The organism is Rickettsia montanensis str. OSU 85-930 (assembly GCF_000284175.1).
Classification (GTDB): domain Bacteria; phylum Pseudomonadota; class Alphaproteobacteria; order Rickettsiales; family Rickettsiaceae; genus Rickettsia; species Rickettsia rickettsii.
The window spans coordinates 998,912-1,016,359 of record NC_017043.1 but is presented as its reverse complement, the minus strand read 5'-3'; the positions used below and the strand labels follow the sequence as shown (position 1 = coordinate 1,016,359).

Genomic DNA, 17,448 nt, shown 5'->3' with positions numbered 1-17,448 from the left:
AAATTACCAATTTAATTTATCGCTACACTTTTCTATAGGCTCTGCTCGTCCTTCAATTATAGACTTATGCATATTTGGAATAGATAATAAATATAAAGTTTCTTCCATATTACGATAATCTTCTTCTGAAATTATAACTACATTATTTCTTTTACCTTTAATATAAACAGGTTTGTGTACATCAGAAACATAATCTATAAGTTTATAAAGCTTACTTCTTGCTTCGCTTGTATTATATATTTCCATTATTTTTTCCTTATAGTTAGTGAGACTTAATATTAATAACGTACTATAAACAGTACGTTTTGTCAAGGTTATATTCCTACTATCACCCTAAACACCAGCTTAACTACATAAGTTAAAAGTAATGTGGATAATAATCCGCTAAGCCATAGGATAATAAACCATTGCCACCCTTTGAGACAAGAGGTTATTTTTTTAAATTTTTTAATATATCGGATGATGAGATGATTTGCCACGGAATATATAATAACAATAGAATGTGTAACCAAGTATGACAGGTAGGAATATCCCAGCCCCTATCAACAGTAAAGACTGTGACTCCGGTGCTGCTGCTGCAGTTTCAAGCGTAACTTTATAAGGAACGATATATGGCCATATGCTTATCGCGAGCCCTAAATATCCTAATAAAAATAACAAGATCGTATAAATAAACGGCTTTACTTCTTTTTTCTGCTTAACGGCTTTAATGAACTTGATAAATATTAAAGCAGTTACAATAGGTACAATAGATAAATAGTAAATATTAGGTACACTAAACCAACGATGATTTATGTGGTTATTTAAGAAAGGAACCCATAAGCTTACAAGCCCCATAAAAAGTGCAACGTAAAATAAAATATATAAAGCAGATTTATAAGCCCAATCTTGTGTTGTCTTTTCTGTTTTCAGAATAAGCCAAGTAGCACCCAAGAGTGCATAACCGAATATTAATGCTATCCCCGTCATAACGGAAAAGGGAGTAAGAAAATCAAAGCTCCCTCCTGCAAATTCTCGTCCTTCTATCTCTATTCCTTGGACAAACGTACCAAGCATTAAACCTTGACAAAAAACAGCAAGCATAGAACCGAAATGAAAAGCGTAGTCCCAAATATAACGATGACCTATATGAGCCTTAAAACGGAATTCAAAAGCTACACCACGAAATATTAGACCGAGTAACATCAATATAATAGGAATATATAAAGCCGGCATTAATAGCGAATATGCCAACGGGAAAGCCGCAAATAAACCACCGCCGCCAAGTACTAACCAAGTTTCGTTACCGTCCCAAAAAGGAGCAATAGAATTGATCATTTTATGACGGCAATCATCGGTAGGTGCAAACGGAAATAAGATTCCTACTCCTAAATCAAAACCGTCTAATAAAACATATAAACAAATAGCGGTAGCTATAAGCCCACCCCAAACAAGCGGTAAATCTATATAAGGTGCAAAATTTAACATAAGCTTATTACTTTTCTAATAATGGGTTATTCAGACCACTCTCTCCGTACATTTCTTTATTATCTATCGCTTCTATACCTTTCTTTATCAAATGCATTATATAATATATACCCGCTCCGAAAATGATCACATACACTACTATAAAAGCAATTAGAGAAATAAATACATATTTGCCGAGTACCGGTGATACCGTATCCACGGTTTTTAAAATATTATATACTATATAAGGTTGTCTACCTACCTCGGTTACGAACCAACCGGCAAGTACTGCAATAAAACCTGAAGGTGACATTAATATATACCAATATTGAAACCAATGCGTAGTATATAATCTTTTCTTCAAGTAAAGATATAACCCTGCAATACCTGTAAATACCATTAAGCAACCGATTCCTACCATAATACGAAAGCTAAAAAATACTACTGCAACCGGCGGACGTTCTTCTTTTGTCCATTCTTTTAATCCTTTCACTTCACCGTCTAAGCTATGCGTTAAGATTAAACTACTAGCATAAGGTATTTCTACAGCATATTTTGTTTTTTCTTCTTCCCCGTCAGGAAAGCCGATAAGATTAAAAGCTGCTCCTTTTTCTGTATTCCAAATACCTTCCATAGCCGAGACCTTGACCGGCTGATATTTAAGAGTATTTAAACCATGCAGATCACCAATAACTATTTGAATAGGTGCAACGATTAACGCCATTAACACCGCCATAAAAAGCATAATTTTAGCATGCTCTTTATAACGATTATTGAGTAAATAAAAGCTAGCTACACCACCGATAACAAAAGAAGTAGTTAAATAAGCCGCCGTAATCATATGGAAAAAGCGATATGGGAAAGAAGGGTTAAAGATAATTTCTAGCCAATTTAAAGGATAAAAGAATCCTTCACCTCGCAGTTCAAAACCAGCAGGCGTATGCATCCAGCTACTAGCTGCAAGTATCCAAAAAGCTGAGATTACAGTACCAACGGCAACTATTAACGTAGAAATAAAATGTACTTTTTTACTGACTTTATTAAAGCCGAATAACATTATACCTAAAAAAGAAGATTCGAGGAAAAAGGCAGTAAATACTTCAAAACCGAGAAGCGGACCGAGGACATTTCCAACTTTATCTGAAAAATTCGACCAGTTAGTACCGAATTGATAAGACATTACAACGCCCGAAACTACTCCCATACCGAAAGTAACGGCAAAAATCTTCACCCAAAATTTGTATATTTCTTGATAAACCAGCTTTTTTGTTTTTAACCATAACCCTTCAATTACTGCTAAAAAACTTGCAAGCCCTATAGTAAAAGCAGGGAATATTATATGAAAACTTATGGTAAAAGCAAATTGAATCCTTGATAATAATACTTGATCAAATTCCATATTTAAGCTGCTGTCTAAGATAAGAAGCTTTGTGACAATAACAATATACTACCAGTGTAATAACGTATACTTAATACGTGAGTACCACAGTACTTATAGGACGACGTAGCCAATTTTTCAAATTAAGCGAGTATACAGTATTTGATTTAATCATCCATCTTTGCTATTATTAAATTCTATCTGATTAGTTTTAACAAATTTTCCTTTTTCGGAGTTCCAATTATAATGAACATTTACTATTCTTACTTCTGTAACATTAATATCACCATTGGGCAATTGCGTTACATCATACCCTTTTCGGATAGAATCCGTAATTAATAAACTTGCTTGACAAATATATTTTACATCAAAGAACGGAGAATCGTCTTCCTTAGACTTTTCTTGTTCTTCTAAAAAATTATTAGATAATTCTTTTCCTTGCATTTCTAATGATGTTGAAGTTATTTTCCGAATTTTGTAGCATTATTTAAGGTAAGAAGCAAGGCTTGTTTATTGTTTTTCCACAGATTTAATATTTTTAGGTATATTTTTGTAATTAAATTAAAATATGCTCCAAAATAACACGAATTAATATATTATTTTAAAATCGAGGTACATTATCGTGATAAAATACCCTACTTTATCTAAATCAACATTTAGCTTAGGTATTTATTTTTTAAAATTCGATAAAGTTAAAATGACTTTATTGACTGTAATTTGTATTTTACTCGGTATGATTCCGGCGATTGATAGTATATTACTTCGGAAAATCATTGATTTAATAGAATCTTTCAGCGATGAGAACGCTAATAATCTTTTATCTTCCATGATTTACTGGGCAGTATCTTATGCTCTTTGGTGGGAGAGTATTAATATAGCATATCGTTCATATGATTATTTGTATCTCAAGACTATACCCGTAATAAAAGGGAAAATACTAAATGAACTTTATAATTATACCCAATATCATAGCCATAAATTCTTTCAGGATAATCTAGCAGGACATATTAGCAATCGTATTACCGAAACTGCAAGATCGTTTGAGATGATTATTTCAATATTTGGTGAAAAAATTCTTCGTAAACTCGCTATTATTGTATTTGCATTAATTGCTTTATATTCGGTACATTACGTTTTTGCTACGATATTTATTTTATGGATTACGTTTTTTTTAGGACTTAGTGTTCTTTTCTCGGATAAAATCAATAAATACTCATTAAATTATGCTAGAAGCCAATCTTTTGTTGCCGGTAGTATCGTAGATGCAATTAGCAACATTAATGCGGTTAGAATGTTTACAGCCCATAAATTTGAACGTCAACATCTAGAAACAAGAGTAGAAAATGCCGTAGCCGATGAACAGACTATGCAATTCCTTATGTTCAAATTGCGTTATGCTCTTGGGACTTCTTGTTCAATAATGATTTTTATAATGATTTATTATTTATCTAAACTTCGTAGCGAATTATCTATAAGCATAGGTGATTGCGTATTAGTGCTAACATTATGTATAAATGTAGCAGACGATATTTGGGATTTAACGCAAGAAATCGGTGATATGTTCGAGCAGGTCGGGGCATTTAATCAAGGCTTATCTTTAATGGCACCGCATATTATAACTGATATTGAAAACGCTACTCCATTAGATATCAAAGAAGGGGTTATTGAATTTAGAAATGTTACATTTAATTATCATCATAACAACAATCTATTTTATAATAAATCGGTATTAATACCGAGTAAACAAAAAGTAGGACTAGTTGGATTTTCAGGTTCAGGGAAAACCACTTTTATTAGTTTACTCACTAGGTTACATGATATAGAAGAAGGAATGATTTTAATAGATAATCAAAATATTAAAAACGTAACTCAAGATTCTTTAAGAAAAGCCATTAGCCTTATACCTCAAGAACCGGTGCTTTTTCATCGTACCATTTTGGACAATATCAGATACGGGAAAAAAGAAGCTACTCTTGAGGAGGTTATAGAAGCAGCAAAAGCGGCACATATTCATGATGTTATCGATAATCTACCGGACGGTTACGATACTATGTGCGGTGAACGGGGGAATAACTTATCAGGCGGTCAGCGTCAAAAAATTATCATAGCAAGAGCCATCTTAAAAAATGCTCCTATTTTAATTCTCGATGAAGCAACAAGTAGCTTAGATAGCGAGACGGAAAGCCTGATTCAAGAGTCAATGGATTATTTAATGCAAAATAAAACCGTGATAGTCATTGCCCACAGATTATCTACTTTACTCAATATGGATAGAATTTTAGTTTTTGAAAAAGGAAGTATAATCGATGACGGTAGCCATGTAGAATTACTAAAAAATAGTAAGCTATATCAAAAATTATGGAACTCTCAAGTTAAAGGGTTAATAGTGTGAGTAGGTATTACCTATGTTCTATGTCATTCCTGCTTTCGCAGGAATGACATAATACCAGCCTCAACCTTTAAACTAAATCATTATGAGCCACTGTTTCTCCTGTTGCTTCAACTTGAAGTAGTCCATACTCTACCATCGCTTTTATTACACTCTCAAGTAATTCTATCTTATCTGTAGCGTTACTATCAATAACATCTTCAATTTTTAAAATGCATAAAAACTCTAAAGGCGTTATCAATTTAGCTATCTTTTCTCCTAATTCTATTAATGGTTGTTTTATAGAATCATCCGAATCCAAACTCATTTGATTTGAAAATTTATATAGTTCTAATAGGCTTTTAATATACTCATCCTTAGAAACATCTTTTGCAACCGGTAATATTGCTGCTTTCCATTGAACAAATGCAGCTAAATCTTTCTTGTCAATAGCCTTAATTTTCTTGTAATCATTCTTACGAAATGCGGATTCAAGCGTTAAAAGAGCTTTCAGAGGTTCATAAATTACTTCCTTGTCACGGACCATTTGACCGTCAGGATCGAGTATATCCGGATTAGCACCATATCGTAAAAATACTTTTACCATATCTGTACTCTGCTTCCTATCATTAAGATCTCTAGTTAGGTCTACTAAACTTTTAAATGCGGTTTTTTCACAACGGATAAATTCCATATTAGCACCATAAGCAAGCAATTTAGTTACCATGACTATATTATGTATATACTTCTGTATTTGGATCAATATTTAAAGCGGTTAACATACTATCAACTAAATCATAATCACCTTGACAAATCGCTTTAAATATAGCAGTGTCAGGAGATCTTGCTATTTTATCTACAGTGCAGTATGCCATATTGTACACACTAGAAATATTTGTATTTGGATCTTCAATCAAAGCTTTGAATTCTTTGATAAAACTTTCTCTAAAAAATTCATATCTTTTTATTTTATATATATTATTAAATCCCATATTTTGCTGTTCTGCTATATCTTTACTGCTTAATATCTCATGAAATTTATTTCTAATTATATAATCGGTTATCATAGTATTTCCCTTAATGATTCAATTGATAGTATTTTGTATCGTACAGAAAAAAATCATTTTATCAGCAAATAGTTTATTTATTAGTAAGCAATCAATAAACTAAAATATTATATTAAATATTGTCATATGCTGTTATAATCACTTTTTTAGCCACTAATATTTAAACAATGAAACTATCTGATTTTGACTTTGATTTACCAAGCGAACTGATCGCACAATACCCATCTAGTGAACGTGATAACTCAGATTTACTAATTGCTGTTACGCCGCCTATTAAAACCAAATTCTACAACATAATAGATTACTTAAAAGAAGGGGACTTATTAGTCTTTAATAATAGTAAGGTAATAAAAGCAAAGTTAAATTTGGGGAAAAATATTACAATAAATTTGAATCAAAAATTATCAGATGATAGTTGGTCGGCTTTTGCTAAACCAGCTCGAAAGCTTCACGTAAATGATGAATTTTATTTTGATAATCATAAGGTAATTATTACCGAAAAACTTGCAATGGGTGAGATTAAAGTAAAATTTGAACTTAATGATATTTCTGTATTCGAGTTCTTAAATAAATACGGTGAGATGCCGCTACCGGTTTATATTAGGCGTTCACACTCATTATGTCATCCCGTGGCTACGACCACGGGATCCAAAAAATATTTAAATAATGACTGGATACCGTGGTCAAACCACGGTATGACAAACACTCAAAACGACAACGACCGCTATCAAACTGTCTATAGCCAAATAGAAGGTTCAGTTGCAGCACCGACGGCAGGCTTGCATTTTACAAAGGACATATTTGATAAGCTTAAGGCAGAAGGCATACAAGCTACATTTTTAACATTACATGTGGGAGCTGGAACTTTTTTACCTGTAAAAACCGAAAATATTCATGAACATAAAATGCATACCGAATATTGCTCTATTACTCCTGACACTGCTGAAATCATCAATAAAGCAAAGCAAGAAGGGAAACGTATTATCGCAGTCGGCACTACAACACTTAGAACACTTGAGAGTGCTTGCAATAACGGCATCGTAAAAGCAGGTAGCTTTGAAACCGATATTTTCATAACCCCAGGTTTTAAATTTCAAACAGCCGATATGCTACTTACTAATTTCCATTTTCCTAAATCTACTTTATTTATGCTTATATGTGCTTTTGCCGGCTTTAAAGAGATGCATGAATTATATAAATATGCTATAAAAGAAGCAATGCGTTTTTTTAGCTACGGCGATGCAACGCTTTTATGTAGGAAATGATAATCACAACCGTCATTGCGAGCGACTAAAAGGAGCGTGGCAATCTAGCAAAAATAACAAAAAAATGCTAAAGGTTAGTATTTTTCACTGGATCCCGTGGTCAAACCACGGTATGACAGAGGTGAAATTGATCCACGCAACAAAGCCTTCCTGCTTTTAGCTAGGAACGACATTTTAGAAAAAACCTATAACAAACTAGATAAAAAATATTTTGTATGATTAAATCCTCTACTTCATTAATACTAGATTCAAAACAAACTGCTTTACGAGAAGAATTAAAACAGCTAGCAGCAGCACTTCATAAGCCTAAAAGTTTATTCAAATTCTTTAATCAAAACAACTTAAAAAGCGGAATTTATTTATACGGTCCGGTGGGCAACGGTAAAACTATGCTCATGAATTCTTTTTTTGAAGAATTAACCACACCTAAAATAATAATACATTATCAGGACTTTATGCAGGAAATTCATAAATCTATGCATAAATTACAAACAGCAAATCAGAAAGATATCATCCCTAAAATTGCTAAAAACTATGCTAAACAAACTAAAGTGTTATGTATAGATGAGTTTGAAATTAAAGATATTACTGATGCAATGATAATCGGTAGATTATTTAATGAATTAATAAAGCAAAATATTTTTATTTTTATAACTTCTAACACGAGTCCCAATAATCTGTACAAAGACGGATTACAACGAGAATCTTTCTTACCTTTTATAAAGATAATCAATAATACATTTTATGTTAAATATCTAGATAATTACCATGATTATCGATTTGATAAAGCGTTAAGAGTTAAAAAGGCAAGGATAATTTATCCTTTAACTTTAGAAAACCAAAACAAACTTGAAACAATTATCACGGATATTAGTGATAATAATCTTGCTCCTCAAAATATACAGGTTCTAGGTAGAGAAATATCCTTGCAAAAAGTGCATAAAAGAATATTAGTAACAGATTATAATGAATTATTTACAAGAGACTTAAGCTATATCGATTATGTTAATATTTGCCAAAATTTCAACGTTATTATAGTGGGGAACGTTCATACTATCGATACTAACGATACAAATACAGCCGTTAGATTTATCAACTTTATCGATAATGCCTATTTCTATAAAATACTCTTATTTATGAGCCTAGAAGATAACCCAAATAAAATATATCAAGGTTCAGCACGGGCCGCAGAATTTAAACGCACTATTTCAAGACTAAATGAAATGAATAGCGAATCTTATTTATTAAATAATGATTTTAAGAATTAACTTCACTAATTAAAATTTATTTACAGATAAATTCATCAATATTGATCTTTATATCGTCTTCTAAATGCTCTTCTGTTGTCTGATCTACATAAAAAGGATAATAATCGCATGACATATAATTTGCCATTCTTTTATAAAAACTTCTAGAGGGAGTTGTACCGTGATCAATCTCTACTACTTTGCATTTTGGAACCGCAAAAATAAAGTTAGCAAATTCTGATCCGTGCGGTCCAACTATTATTTTTGCTTTATTAAAAAGCTGGGCCTGTTCATACGGGGAGGATAGCTCTAGATATATTACTTTAAAACCGAATCTCTCAATTTTTTCTATTAATTCCTCTTCATTAACTATTTTTCGGGTAGCAGCGTATTTACGAGAAATATATATTTTATCGTATGCTTTACTATTATCTTTAATAAAAATATTTCTTAAATCTTTTTTTAACCATAAAGGCAAAGGCGTACCTTTTACCGGAATAAACGGTACAGATGGAACAATTAGTCTAGTAGCTTGAATTATACAGTCACTATTTACTACAAAAAGCTTATCTTTCGGTATATTTAAATAATTTAATACTATTTCTCATGACTTAATTTGCCATGAATATTTTAAATTATTAATATAGATACGATCATATTCAAGAGCTGATTCTTTTAATATAATTAATCTAGGCAAAATTTGTAGCAGCCAATGATGCCAATTATTAATATCTCGTTTTTTTTAATAAACGATGTTGATCACCTAAGATTGTTTGAGTATCTTGTAGAATATAACCTTCTTGAGTTAAAATTCCACCTTCATTAATTACTGTACCGTTTGGTAACTCTAAAATAAATTGACCAATATTTTTTTCTTTAAATAGCTTTTTAATTTCTATGTTAGATTTTAGCGATTCTATGGAAATAAATTGATGTTTATTCTTTAATGCGTAAGCATTACTAATATAGAGAAAGGTGAAAATTATGAATATAAAATATCTCATAAAGAGAAAGAAAGATAATTAAAAACTTGCATTGCAAGCTTGGCAGCGACTTACTCTCCCATGCCTTATGACATAGTACCATTAGCGCTATGAGGTTTCACGTTCGAGTTCGGGATGGGATCGTGTGTTTCACTCATGCTATAACCACCAAGCTAACAATACAAACTTTTAAAAAGATAGATTTGTATTATAGTTTGCTGTTAATGTTATTGCACGACTCAAAAAAATTCTTAACATCATATCTTAACTTTTACTACGATACTCAGCAAAATAATTTTCGCTGGATATCGTGGCGGGGCTACAGTATAACATTAGTTATGCAATAACATTTTTATTAGTTGATAAAGCTATTTAACCTGATAACTTTGTGAGTTGATACTACACTCTTATAGCATTAACACTATATACATATGTAATCTCACAGCAAAGTAAATCAATCGAGCTATTAGTATCGGTTAGCTGCACACATTACTGTGCTTCCACACCCGACCTATCAACGTGGTGGTCTTCCACGGCTCTAATGGGGAAGTCTAGTTTTGAGGTGGGTTTCCTGCTTAGATGCATTCAGCGGTTATCCCTTCCGTACTTAGCTACCCAGCTGTGCCGTTGGCACGACAACTGGTCCACCAGGGGTACGTCCACCTCGGTCCTCTCGTACTAAAGGCAGATCCTCTCAAACTTCCTACACCCACGGCAGATAGGGACCGAACTGTCTCACGACGTTCTAAACCCAGCTCACGTACCACTTTAATCGGCGAACAGCCGAACCCTTGGGACCTTCTCCAGCCCCAGGATGTGATGAGCCGACATCGAGGTGCCAAACGATTTCGTCGCTATGGACGCTTGGAAATCATCAGCCTGTTATCCCCGGAGTACCTTTTATTCGTTGAGCGATGGCCCTTCCACTCGGAACCACCGGATCACTATGACCGACTTTCGTCTCTGCTTGTCTTGTCAGACTCGCAGTCAGGCTAGCTTATGCCATTGCACTCTAAAAGTTGATTTCCGACCAACCTGAGCTAACCATCGCGCGCCTCCGTTACTCTTTGGGAGGCGACCGCCCCAGTCAAACTACCCACCATGCATTGTCTCGGATCCTGATTCAAGGATCTCGGTTAGATGTCAAGAACCAAAAGGGTGGTATCTCAAGGATGACTCCACAAAGGCTGACGCCTTCGCTTCGTAGTCTCCCACCTATCCTGCACATCCGGTTCCTAACACCAGTGCAAAGCTATAGTAAAGGTTCACGGGGTCTTTCCGTCTGACCGCGGGAACTCCGCATCTTCACGGAGAATTCAATTTCGCTGAGTCGATACTGGAGACAGTGGGGAAATCGTTACGCCATTCGTGCGGGTCGGAACTTACCCGACAAGGAATTTCGCTACCTTAGGACCGTCATAGTTACGGCCGCCGTTCACTGGGACTTCAATTCAGAGCTTGCACCCCTCCTTTTAATCTTCCAGCACTGGGCAGGCGTCAGACCCTATACGTCGTCTATTGACTTTGCAGAGCCCTGTGTTTTTAATAAACAGTCGCTACCCCCTAGCTTGTGCCACCTGCACATGGTTGCCCATATACAGGTCATCTTTCTTCCGAAGTTACAGATGCAATTTGCCTAGTTCCTTCAGCATCGTTCTCTCAAGCGCCTTGGTATACTCTACCTGTCCACCTGTGTCGGTTTCGGGTACGGTCTATAATGAAGGTGTTATTTCCTGGAAAATATTCACCGCACAATCAATCCAATAAGACTGTACAATTTACTATTCTCGTCACATCCTTCAGGTTCAGGAATATTAACCTGATTCCCATCGATTACGCCTTTCAGCCTCATCTTAGGGGCCGACTAACCTTGCGCAGATTAACTTTACGCAAGAACCCTTGGACTTTCGGCGAGAATGTTTCTCACATTCTTTATCGCTACTTATGTCAGCATTCTCACTTCCGATACCTCCAGCAAACCTTACGGTTCACCTTCGCAGGCTTACGGAACGCTCCGCTACCATTTATGCCAAATGCATAAACCCGCATCTTCGGTACATGACTTGAGCCCCGTTACATTGTTGGCGCAAGAAAACTTATTTAGACTAGTGAGCTATTACGCTTTCTTTAAATGATGGCTGCTTCTAAGCCAACATCCTAGTTGTTTTGGTCTTCTCACATCCTTTAACACTTAGTCATGATTTAGGGACCTTAGATGGCGGTCTGGGCTTTTTCCCTCTCGACTATGGACCTTAGCACCCATAGTCTGTCTGCTATGCTGTACTCATCGACATTCGGAGTTTGATTGAGTTTGGTAAGTCTGTGGGACCCCCTAGCTCATTCAGTGCTCTACCTTCGATGGTAATCGCTATAACGCTCTACCTAAATAGATTTCGCGGAGAACCAGCTATATCCGAGTTTGATTGGCCTTTCACCCCTAACCACAGCTCATCCCCTACTTTTTCAACAGTAGTGGGTTCGGTCCTTCAGTGGATTTTACTCCGCTTTCAACCTGGCCATGGCTAGATCACCCGGTTTCGGGTCTAATTCATCTAACTAAACGCCCTATTCAGACTCGCTTTCGCTACGCCTACACCTAACGGCTTAAGCTTGCTAGATAAACTAAGTCGCTGACCCATTATACAAAAGGTACGCCGTCACAAGACATATAAATACGCTTGCTCCGACTGCTTGTAAGCATTTGGTTTCAGATACTATTTCACTCCCCTTGTCGGGGTACTTTTCACCTTTCCCTCACGGTACTTGTCCACTATCGGTCACTAGAGAGTACTTAGGCTTAGAGGGTGGTCCCCCTATGTTCAAACAGGATTTCACGTGTCCCGCCTTACTCAAGGACTTCAAACTTTTTACCTATACGGGACTATCACCCTCTATGGTCAACCTTTCCATGTTGTTTTAGTTATTTTTTTGAAGCCACTGGCCTGGTCCGCGTTCGCTCGTCACTACTAACGGAGTCTCGGTTGATGTCCTTTCCTCCAGCTACTTAGATATTTCAGTTCGCTGGGTTTGCCTCATATAGCTATGTATTCACTATACAATACCTAATAAATTAGGTGGGTTTCCCTATTCGGAAATCTTCGGATCAAAGTTTATTCGCAACTCCCCGAAGCTTATCGCAGCGTACCACGTCCTTCATCGCCTTCTAGTGCCAAGGCATCCACCAAATGCTCTTATTATATTTACTTACGCTTTTAACTTGAGATTACACGATGCATACAGAATCAATTCCACAATTATTTTCAGCATCTACTCACGATATAAATTTTTATTATCGCGGTGTATTTAGTTTTTAGCTTTATCAACTTTTTAAACAGCTACAAAGTTTTACGTTTCAAACTTTGTGTGGTGACTTTATATCTATATTTTTAAAGCTTGTCAAACACTAATTTCAAATAATTTTAATTTTATTTCTTATGAGAGGGCTTAAAGTTATTTTAACCTCTTTTTAAAGTAGGCTTTGTCGGCTTTTTGTTTAGATTTGCGGTCCCTAATGTTGTATCTACCTTACCGCCTAAATCTTCAAACAAAAATCTGCCTTTTTGTAAAACATGATTTACTGCTGTCATTTCTCCTTCTCTGTTTATCAAACCGCTTTGAGTTTTAACAAACAATAATTTACCGTCTTTTCTAAAGACTAGATTTTCATCAATTGCAAAATCTTTAGTTATACTTAAATTACCGTTCTTATCAAATTTACCTAAAATATTTTTCTGTAAATCAGCAAATGCAGCATGAGCGTATAATTTTGAAATTTCTTTTATTTGCTTTGGATCGTTTATATGTTCGTCGGCTTTGTTAATAAAGCTGCTAATTTCATATTGAGATGTTTTACCATGTGGAGTTTTTTTCACAAGAAATTGAGTTTCCGTAAGTAGCTTAGTTTGATCCTCTACTTCATCATCTACTATATTAATTACTTTCCTTTTTACAGAATAAATATCACTATTCTTTTCAAGCTTTGAGGTAAACTCCTTAACGTCTCAATTATCATTAAACCTAACTTCTTTTTCATCTTTACCCATAATAATACTCTTATTTTAATACTGTATCTTTTAAAATATTTGTACCACGTAAAAATTCTTCTATATTCAAAGCTTTTTTACTCTCTTGCTGAAGTTTTTTCACTCGTAATATACCGCTTCCACAAGCTATTTCCAGCTTATCGCTAATAACGGTACCGGAAGTAAAGTGATGAGCCGCATTTAAATATTCTGCTTCAAGGATTTTAATTATTTTATCATTATAACTAAAATATGCTCCGGGCCAAGGATTCATGCCCCTTATTTTACAATCTATTTTATATGCGGATTCATGCCAATTAATTTTTCCTTCTTCTTTAGTTAATTTATGAGCATACGTAACGCCGTCACTTAACTGTTTTATTGGTACTATATTATCGATATTTGCAAGTGTTTTAATTAATAACTCCGCCCCGAGATTTGCACATTTGTTATGCAGTTCTTCCAATGTTGTTCTTTCTTCTAAATCAAAATCTTCTTTCAGCAATATATCACCTGTATCAAGCCCTGTATCCATACGCATAATACATACACTACTTTTCCGGTCACCCTCTATAATAGTACGCTGCAGAGGAGCCGCTCCTCTGTGACGAGGCAAATCGGATGGATGGATATTAAGACAGCCGTATTTCTTAGCTTCTAATATAGCTTTCGGCACAATAAAACCATATGCAATAACAACTATAATATCAGCATTAACTTTATTAATTAGATTTATTATTTCATCATTACGAAGAGTAGAAGGAGTATAAACAGGAATTTGATGCTCAAATGCTAATTTATGTATTGGAGATTTAGCTAAGTTAAGTCCTCTGCCCTTAGCTTTAGGTTGCTGTGTAAAAACAGCTTTAACTTCGTGATGAGTTATAAGTTTTTTAAGAGCGGGAACAGCGAATTCAGGCGTTCCCATAAAGATTACTTTCACACTATATTATTTTTGAGTTTCTTAAGCTTACGAAGTACTACATCTCGTTTTAAATTACTTAAATAATCAATCATAAGCTTACCTTCTAAATGATCATACTCATGCTGGATAACTCTTGCAAGCCAATCATTTGCTTTAAGCTCTTGCGATTTACCATGATAGTCTAAATACCTAATCTTTATAGATTCCGGTCTTGCCACCTCAATACGTTGCTCTGGTAATGAGATACAACCTTCGTTAGCCGTAACTAGCTCTTCTGATTTTTCTATTATTTCAGGATTCACTATAAAAAGCGGATAAAAATCTTTTGGTCTTACTACCGAATCATGATCTTTTATATCAATTACTAAAATACGTTTCAATACCCCTACTTGTACTGCTGCAAGCCCTGCACCGTCTTCATGGTACATAGTTTTAAGCACATCATCCATAAATTTTCGTGTTTGATCGGTAAACTCTAAAACCGGCTGAGATTTCTGCTTTAATCTTTCATCAGGTGCCGTTACTATCGGTAATATTGACATAATTAAATCTTAATATTTTATTTTGATATACCATAAAATCACCAAAATGTAAAGAAAGCAAACCTGCCTAATTCCAACAATAGTTGCATAATAAACTCACCTATTTGCAATAATTTGTCGCATTAATAATATTTAGTAAAAAATAATAGCAAATATCAGATAACATGTTAATAAGTAAGGCTTACATAAAATTAAGGAGGAATAATAATGCATTGGGGTGATATTGAAGAAATTGCCGAACAACTCGAAGAACATTGTAGCGATCAGTATAATGAAAAAAAAATTTCATTATTAAAGCTAGAGAAACTGATTAGAGATTTAAAGGACTTTGAAGATGGAGAGAAGAAAGTCGAAGAAGTTACATTAGAAGAAATTTTAGACAAATGGGAAGAATTACGTGAAGAAATTAGAGAAATCGATTAAGTAGCTTTTGAGTTATTTTCAGACATTTATAAATTAACTTTATAAAAATACATTATAATCAATAAAAATATAGCAACTGCCTGAAAAAAAACTCTTAAAGTCATTAACTTTGAACTAAATTTCTTATCAAACTTTCCTCCGATAGCCATCGACACTACCCCTATAATAAGAACCGCAACGGTTAAACCAACCGCAATTAATAACCACATCATAATTTATTACCAATATATCACTTTCCACACAAAGATTATATGCTTTTTCTCTTTTAAATCAATTATCTAATTAATATTTGAGATTTGGTTAAAAAATTCACTAATTCTTCGTAAAAAAATAATTCAAGGAACACAAATAGCTAATTTATCAAATATAGATAATTCAACAATTACTTTAAAAGAAAAAGAGATATTAGGCTCTTGCGTTCTTATTAATTTTTGCTCAAAAATATCTAAAAATACAAATAATTTAATTTTCTGCACGCAAGAACCTAGAGTATTTTGAGAAACCTCGTCCTATTGCTAAAATATTTATTAATACTCACGGTGGCACATGACTTGCTCCATGCAAATTTGCTTAAATTAAGCTTTCTGAGTTACACTATATATATTATCTATCAGTTTAACAAAAGCACCATTTCCTAAAACATTAGCACAAGTGATCACAGGATCAAATAAGATATAAAGAGCTGTAATCAGAGACATCATATTAGTATTAAAACCTAGATATTGTTCAAGTATAGGGAGCATTACAATAATTCCACCACCTGGTATAGCTGCTACTGAAAATTTTGCCAATACAAAATAAAAAGTAAAAATAAAATAATTAAATAAAGTGGGTTCAGCTAATCCATAACTCTTTAGTATAGCATAAGCCAAAATCGGTATGGCAAAACAATCCGCCAACAAGATGAATATTTACTGTTATTGGTACAACGGTACGAGCGAGTGCTTTATTATTTGTATTATTTTCCGCTCTTACTATACTAAGTGGCATACTTATAACACTAGACATTGCACTAAATCCACTTATAGACGCTGGCATCATATTACTGAGGCTAGCTATGAATTCCTTAACTCGACAGTTGCTTAAAATAAAATAAGCAAGAAAGATATAACCAAACTGAGCAAATGCGATCATCACAAAAATGAACATATAATCTTTAATAATTATATCTAATACTTCATCAAACTGTAGTTTTACGATAAAGCCCATTATAAATAAGGGAATTATATAGATAAACAATCGCAATATTTTTGCAACAAATGCTTCTAGCTTGCAAGCCAATCCAATTGCAACTTCAGCACATAATTTTGAGGAAATAAAGCCTAAGATAATACTACTAAATACGATTTTATTATTAGAAATAATATAGGAAAATTAAGCAACCATAAAGGCTTTAAGCTATCATTTTCTATAGGAGAGATCATTGATAAATCGAATTGATATGTATATACCTAATATAAGACTTATGAAAGTAGAACAAAAATTAGACCCACATACTAGTAATAATATTAAGAAAACTATACGTGTTGCATCTTTGGCTAGCATTACAACAGATTTAAAAAGTAAGCCAAAAATAATTAAAGGCAGAAATAATCCAAGTATAGATTTAATGGATAGACTTATTGAATACAATAACCTTTGTACTTCTAAACTCATTAGTGGGTTTAACAATATGATAGCTATGATAATAGCCATTAAAATAAGTGGCATTTTACGCAATATAAAACTTACCTAATAATAATTAGTTAATTTAAATAGATGGATATAATTAAAAGAAAGATA

At 33.9% G+C, this 17,448-nt stretch carries 20 protein-coding genes and 2 rRNA genes; 5 read left to right on the top strand and 17 right to left on the bottom strand.

Annotated elements, in window-relative coordinates; genetic code table 11:
• Positions 1–3: 3 nt before the first annotated feature.
• The 4 genes from MCI_RS05490 to MCI_RS05475 form a co-directional block, all read right to left on the bottom strand.
• A complete protein-coding gene (locus tag MCI_RS05490; RefSeq protein ID WP_014365352.1) occupies positions 4–246 on the bottom strand; it encodes a type II toxin-antitoxin system Phd/YefM family antitoxin in 243 nt (80 codons plus the stop codon).
• A 201-nt stretch (positions 247–447) separates the two neighbouring features.
• The gene (gene cydB / locus MCI_RS05485) at positions 448–1,467 is read right to left on the bottom strand and encodes a cytochrome d ubiquinol oxidase subunit II (protein ID WP_014410002.1); all 1,020 of its coding nucleotides are present in this window, start codon (positions 1,465–1,467) and stop codon (positions 448–450) included.
• Positions 1,468–1,474: 7 nt separating this feature from the next.
• Positions 1,475–2,845: a cytochrome ubiquinol oxidase subunit I gene (locus tag MCI_RS05480; protein ID WP_014410001.1), complete on the bottom strand. Its 1,371-nt coding sequence runs from the start codon at positions 2,843–2,845 to the stop codon at positions 1,475–1,477.
• A gap of 150 nt (positions 2,846–2,995) precedes the next feature.
• The gene (locus MCI_RS05475) at positions 2,996–3,268 is read right to left on the bottom strand and encodes a DUF2671 domain-containing protein (protein WP_014410000.1); all 273 of its coding nucleotides are present in this window, start codon (positions 3,266–3,268) and stop codon (positions 2,996–2,998) included.
• 178 nt (positions 3,269–3,446) lie between these two features.
• Here MCI_RS05475 and MCI_RS05470 point away from each other — a divergent pair, with 178 nt between their 5' ends.
• Entirely contained in the window at positions 3,447–5,216 is a 1,770-nt protein-coding gene (locus tag MCI_RS05470; protein ID WP_014409999.1) for an ABC transporter ATP-binding protein, read from the top strand.
• Positions 5,217–5,283: 67 nt separating this feature from the next.
• Here the strand turns inward: MCI_RS05470 and MCI_RS09100 are convergent, their stop codons facing one another.
• Together MCI_RS09100 and MCI_RS05455 are read right to left on the bottom strand one after the other, a co-directional pair.
• Complete coding sequence (locus MCI_RS09100; protein ID WP_014409998.1) at positions 5,284–5,919, bottom strand: hypothetical protein; 636 nt, start codon at positions 5,917–5,919, stop codon at positions 5,284–5,286.
• A gap of 7 nt (positions 5,920–5,926) precedes the next feature.
• Entirely contained in the window at positions 5,927–6,259 is a 333-nt protein-coding gene (locus MCI_RS05455; protein ID WP_014409997.1) for a hypothetical protein, read from the bottom strand.
• 167 nt (positions 6,260–6,426) lie between these two features.
• Between MCI_RS05455 and queA the strand changes: the two genes are divergently transcribed.
• Both queA and zapE read left to right on the top strand, forming a co-directional pair.
• The gene (queA, locus tag MCI_RS05450; RefSeq protein WP_014409996.1) at positions 6,427–7,524 is read left to right on the top strand and encodes a tRNA preQ1(34) S-adenosylmethionine ribosyltransferase-isomerase QueA; all 1,098 of its coding nucleotides are present in this window, start codon (positions 6,427–6,429) and stop codon (positions 7,522–7,524) included.
• Between the two features lie 215 nt (positions 7,525–7,739).
• Positions 7,740–8,792, top strand: a complete 1,053-nt coding sequence (gene zapE, locus MCI_RS05445; RefSeq protein WP_014409995.1) for a cell division protein ZapE — start codon at positions 7,740–7,742, stop codon at positions 8,790–8,792.
• A gap of 16 nt (positions 8,793–8,808) precedes the next feature.
• On the opposite strand, the gene MCI_RS05440 is transcribed toward zapE, so the two are convergent.
• The 7 genes from MCI_RS05440 to def all read right to left on the bottom strand — a co-directional run bounded on the left by MCI_RS05440 (position 8,809) and on the right by def (position 15,243).
• Positions 8,809–9,291, bottom strand: coding sequence for a glycosyltransferase family 61 protein (locus tag MCI_RS05440; RefSeq protein WP_410526318.1), 483 nt, complete (start codon positions 9,289–9,291; stop codon positions 8,809–8,811).
• Between the two features lie 205 nt (positions 9,292–9,496).
• The gene (locus tag MCI_RS09990) at positions 9,497–9,775 is read right to left on the bottom strand and encodes a hypothetical protein (protein WP_050982554.1); all 279 of its coding nucleotides are present in this window, start codon (positions 9,773–9,775) and stop codon (positions 9,497–9,499) included.
• Between the two features lie 37 nt (positions 9,776–9,812).
• A 5S ribosomal RNA gene (gene rrf, locus MCI_RS05430) occupies positions 9,813–9,927 on the bottom strand.
• A gap of 272 nt (positions 9,928–10,199) precedes the next feature.
• Positions 10,200–12,960, bottom strand: a 23S ribosomal RNA gene (locus tag MCI_RS05425).
• 249 nt (positions 12,961–13,209) lie between these two features.
• Positions 13,210–13,626 carry a hypothetical protein gene (locus MCI_RS05420; RefSeq protein WP_014409994.1) on the bottom strand — a complete coding sequence of 139 codons (417 nt, stop codon included), beginning with the start codon at positions 13,624–13,626 and terminating at the stop codon, positions 13,210–13,212.
• Positions 13,627–13,807: 181 nt separating this feature from the next.
• Positions 13,808–14,719, bottom strand: coding sequence for a methionyl-tRNA formyltransferase (fmt, locus tag MCI_RS05415; protein WP_014409993.1), 912 nt, complete (start codon positions 14,717–14,719; stop codon positions 13,808–13,810).
• Positions 14,716–15,243, bottom strand: a complete 528-nt coding sequence (gene def / locus MCI_RS05410) for a peptide deformylase (RefSeq protein ID WP_014409992.1) — start codon at positions 15,241–15,243, stop codon at positions 14,716–14,718. The genes fmt and def overlap by 4 nt, the downstream gene beginning before the upstream one ends.
• A gap of 207 nt (positions 15,244–15,450) precedes the next feature.
• On the opposite strand from def, the gene MCI_RS05405 reads away from it, so the two are divergent.
• A complete protein-coding gene (locus tag MCI_RS05405) occupies positions 15,451–15,666 on the top strand; it encodes a Fe-S cluster assembly protein IscX (RefSeq protein WP_010976937.1) in 216 nt (71 codons plus the stop codon).
• A gap of 26 nt (positions 15,667–15,692) precedes the next feature.
• Here the strand turns inward: MCI_RS05405 and MCI_RS05400 are convergent, their stop codons facing one another.
• The 4 genes from MCI_RS05400 to MCI_RS10345 all read right to left on the bottom strand — a co-directional run bounded on the left by MCI_RS05400 (position 15,693) and on the right by MCI_RS10345 (position 16,953).
• A complete protein-coding gene (locus tag MCI_RS05400) occupies positions 15,693–15,878 on the bottom strand; it encodes a twin transmembrane helix small protein (protein ID WP_014409991.1) in 186 nt (61 codons plus the stop codon).
• Positions 15,879–16,001: 123 nt separating this feature from the next.
• Positions 16,002–16,142 carry a hypothetical protein gene (locus MCI_RS05395; RefSeq protein ID WP_014409990.1) on the bottom strand — a complete coding sequence of 47 codons (141 nt, stop codon included), beginning with the start codon at positions 16,140–16,142 and terminating at the stop codon, positions 16,002–16,004.
• Positions 16,143–16,241: 99 nt separating this feature from the next.
• Positions 16,242–16,538, bottom strand: coding sequence for a cation:dicarboxylate symporter family transporter (locus tag MCI_RS10350; protein ID WP_014409989.1), 297 nt, complete (start codon positions 16,536–16,538; stop codon positions 16,242–16,244).
• Complete coding sequence (locus tag MCI_RS10345) at positions 16,501–16,953, bottom strand: cation:dicarboxylate symporter family transporter (protein ID WP_269479135.1); 453 nt, start codon at positions 16,951–16,953, stop codon at positions 16,501–16,503. The genes MCI_RS10350 and MCI_RS10345 overlap by 38 nt, the downstream gene beginning before the upstream one ends.
• 178 nt (positions 16,954–17,131) lie before the next feature.
• On the opposite strand from MCI_RS10345, the gene MCI_RS05380 reads away from it, so the two are divergent.
• Complete coding sequence (locus tag MCI_RS05380; protein ID WP_041404248.1) at positions 17,132–17,401, top strand: hypothetical protein; 270 nt, start codon at positions 17,132–17,134, stop codon at positions 17,399–17,401.
• Positions 17,402–17,448: the final 47 nt, after the last annotated feature.

Coding starts and splice junctions, on each gene's coding strand:
- MCI_RS05490 (WP_014365352.1), bottom strand. CDS start 246: ATGGAAATATATAATACAAGCGAAGCAAGAAGTAAGCTTTATAAACTT.
- cydB (WP_014410002.1), bottom strand. CDS start 1,467: ATGTTAAATTTTGCACCTTATATAGATTTACCGCTTGTTTGGGGTGGG.
- MCI_RS05480 (WP_014410001.1), bottom strand. CDS start 2,845: ATGGAATTTGATCAAGTATTATTATCAAGGATTCAATTTGCTTTTACC.
- MCI_RS05475 (WP_014410000.1), bottom strand. CDS start 3,268: ATGCAAGGAAAAGAATTATCTAATAATTTTTTAGAAGAACAAGAAAAG.
- MCI_RS09100 (WP_014409998.1), bottom strand. CDS start 5,919: ATGGTAACTAAATTGCTTGCTTATGGTGCTAATATGGAATTTATCCGT.
- MCI_RS05455 (WP_014409997.1), bottom strand. CDS start 6,259: ATGATAACCGATTATATAATTAGAAATAAATTTCATGAGATATTAAGC.
- queA (WP_014409996.1), top strand. CDS start 6,427: ATGAAACTATCTGATTTTGACTTTGATTTACCAAGCGAACTGATCGCA.
- zapE (WP_014409995.1), top strand. CDS start 7,740: ATGATTAAATCCTCTACTTCATTAATACTAGATTCAAAACAAACTGCT.
- MCI_RS09990 (WP_050982554.1), bottom strand. CDS start 9,775: ATGAGATATTTTATATTCATAATTTTCACCTTTCTCTATATTAGTAAT.
- def (WP_014409992.1), bottom strand. CDS start 15,243: ATGTCAATATTACCGATAGTAACGGCACCTGATGAAAGATTAAAGCAG.
- MCI_RS05405 (WP_010976937.1), top strand. CDS start 15,451: ATGCATTGGGGTGATATTGAAGAAATTGCCGAACAACTCGAAGAACAT.
- MCI_RS05400 (WP_014409991.1), bottom strand. CDS start 15,878: ATGATGTGGTTATTAATTGCGGTTGGTTTAACCGTTGCGGTTCTTATT.
- MCI_RS05380 (WP_041404248.1), top strand. CDS start 17,132: ATGAAAGTAGAACAAAAATTAGACCCACATACTAGTAATAATATTAAG.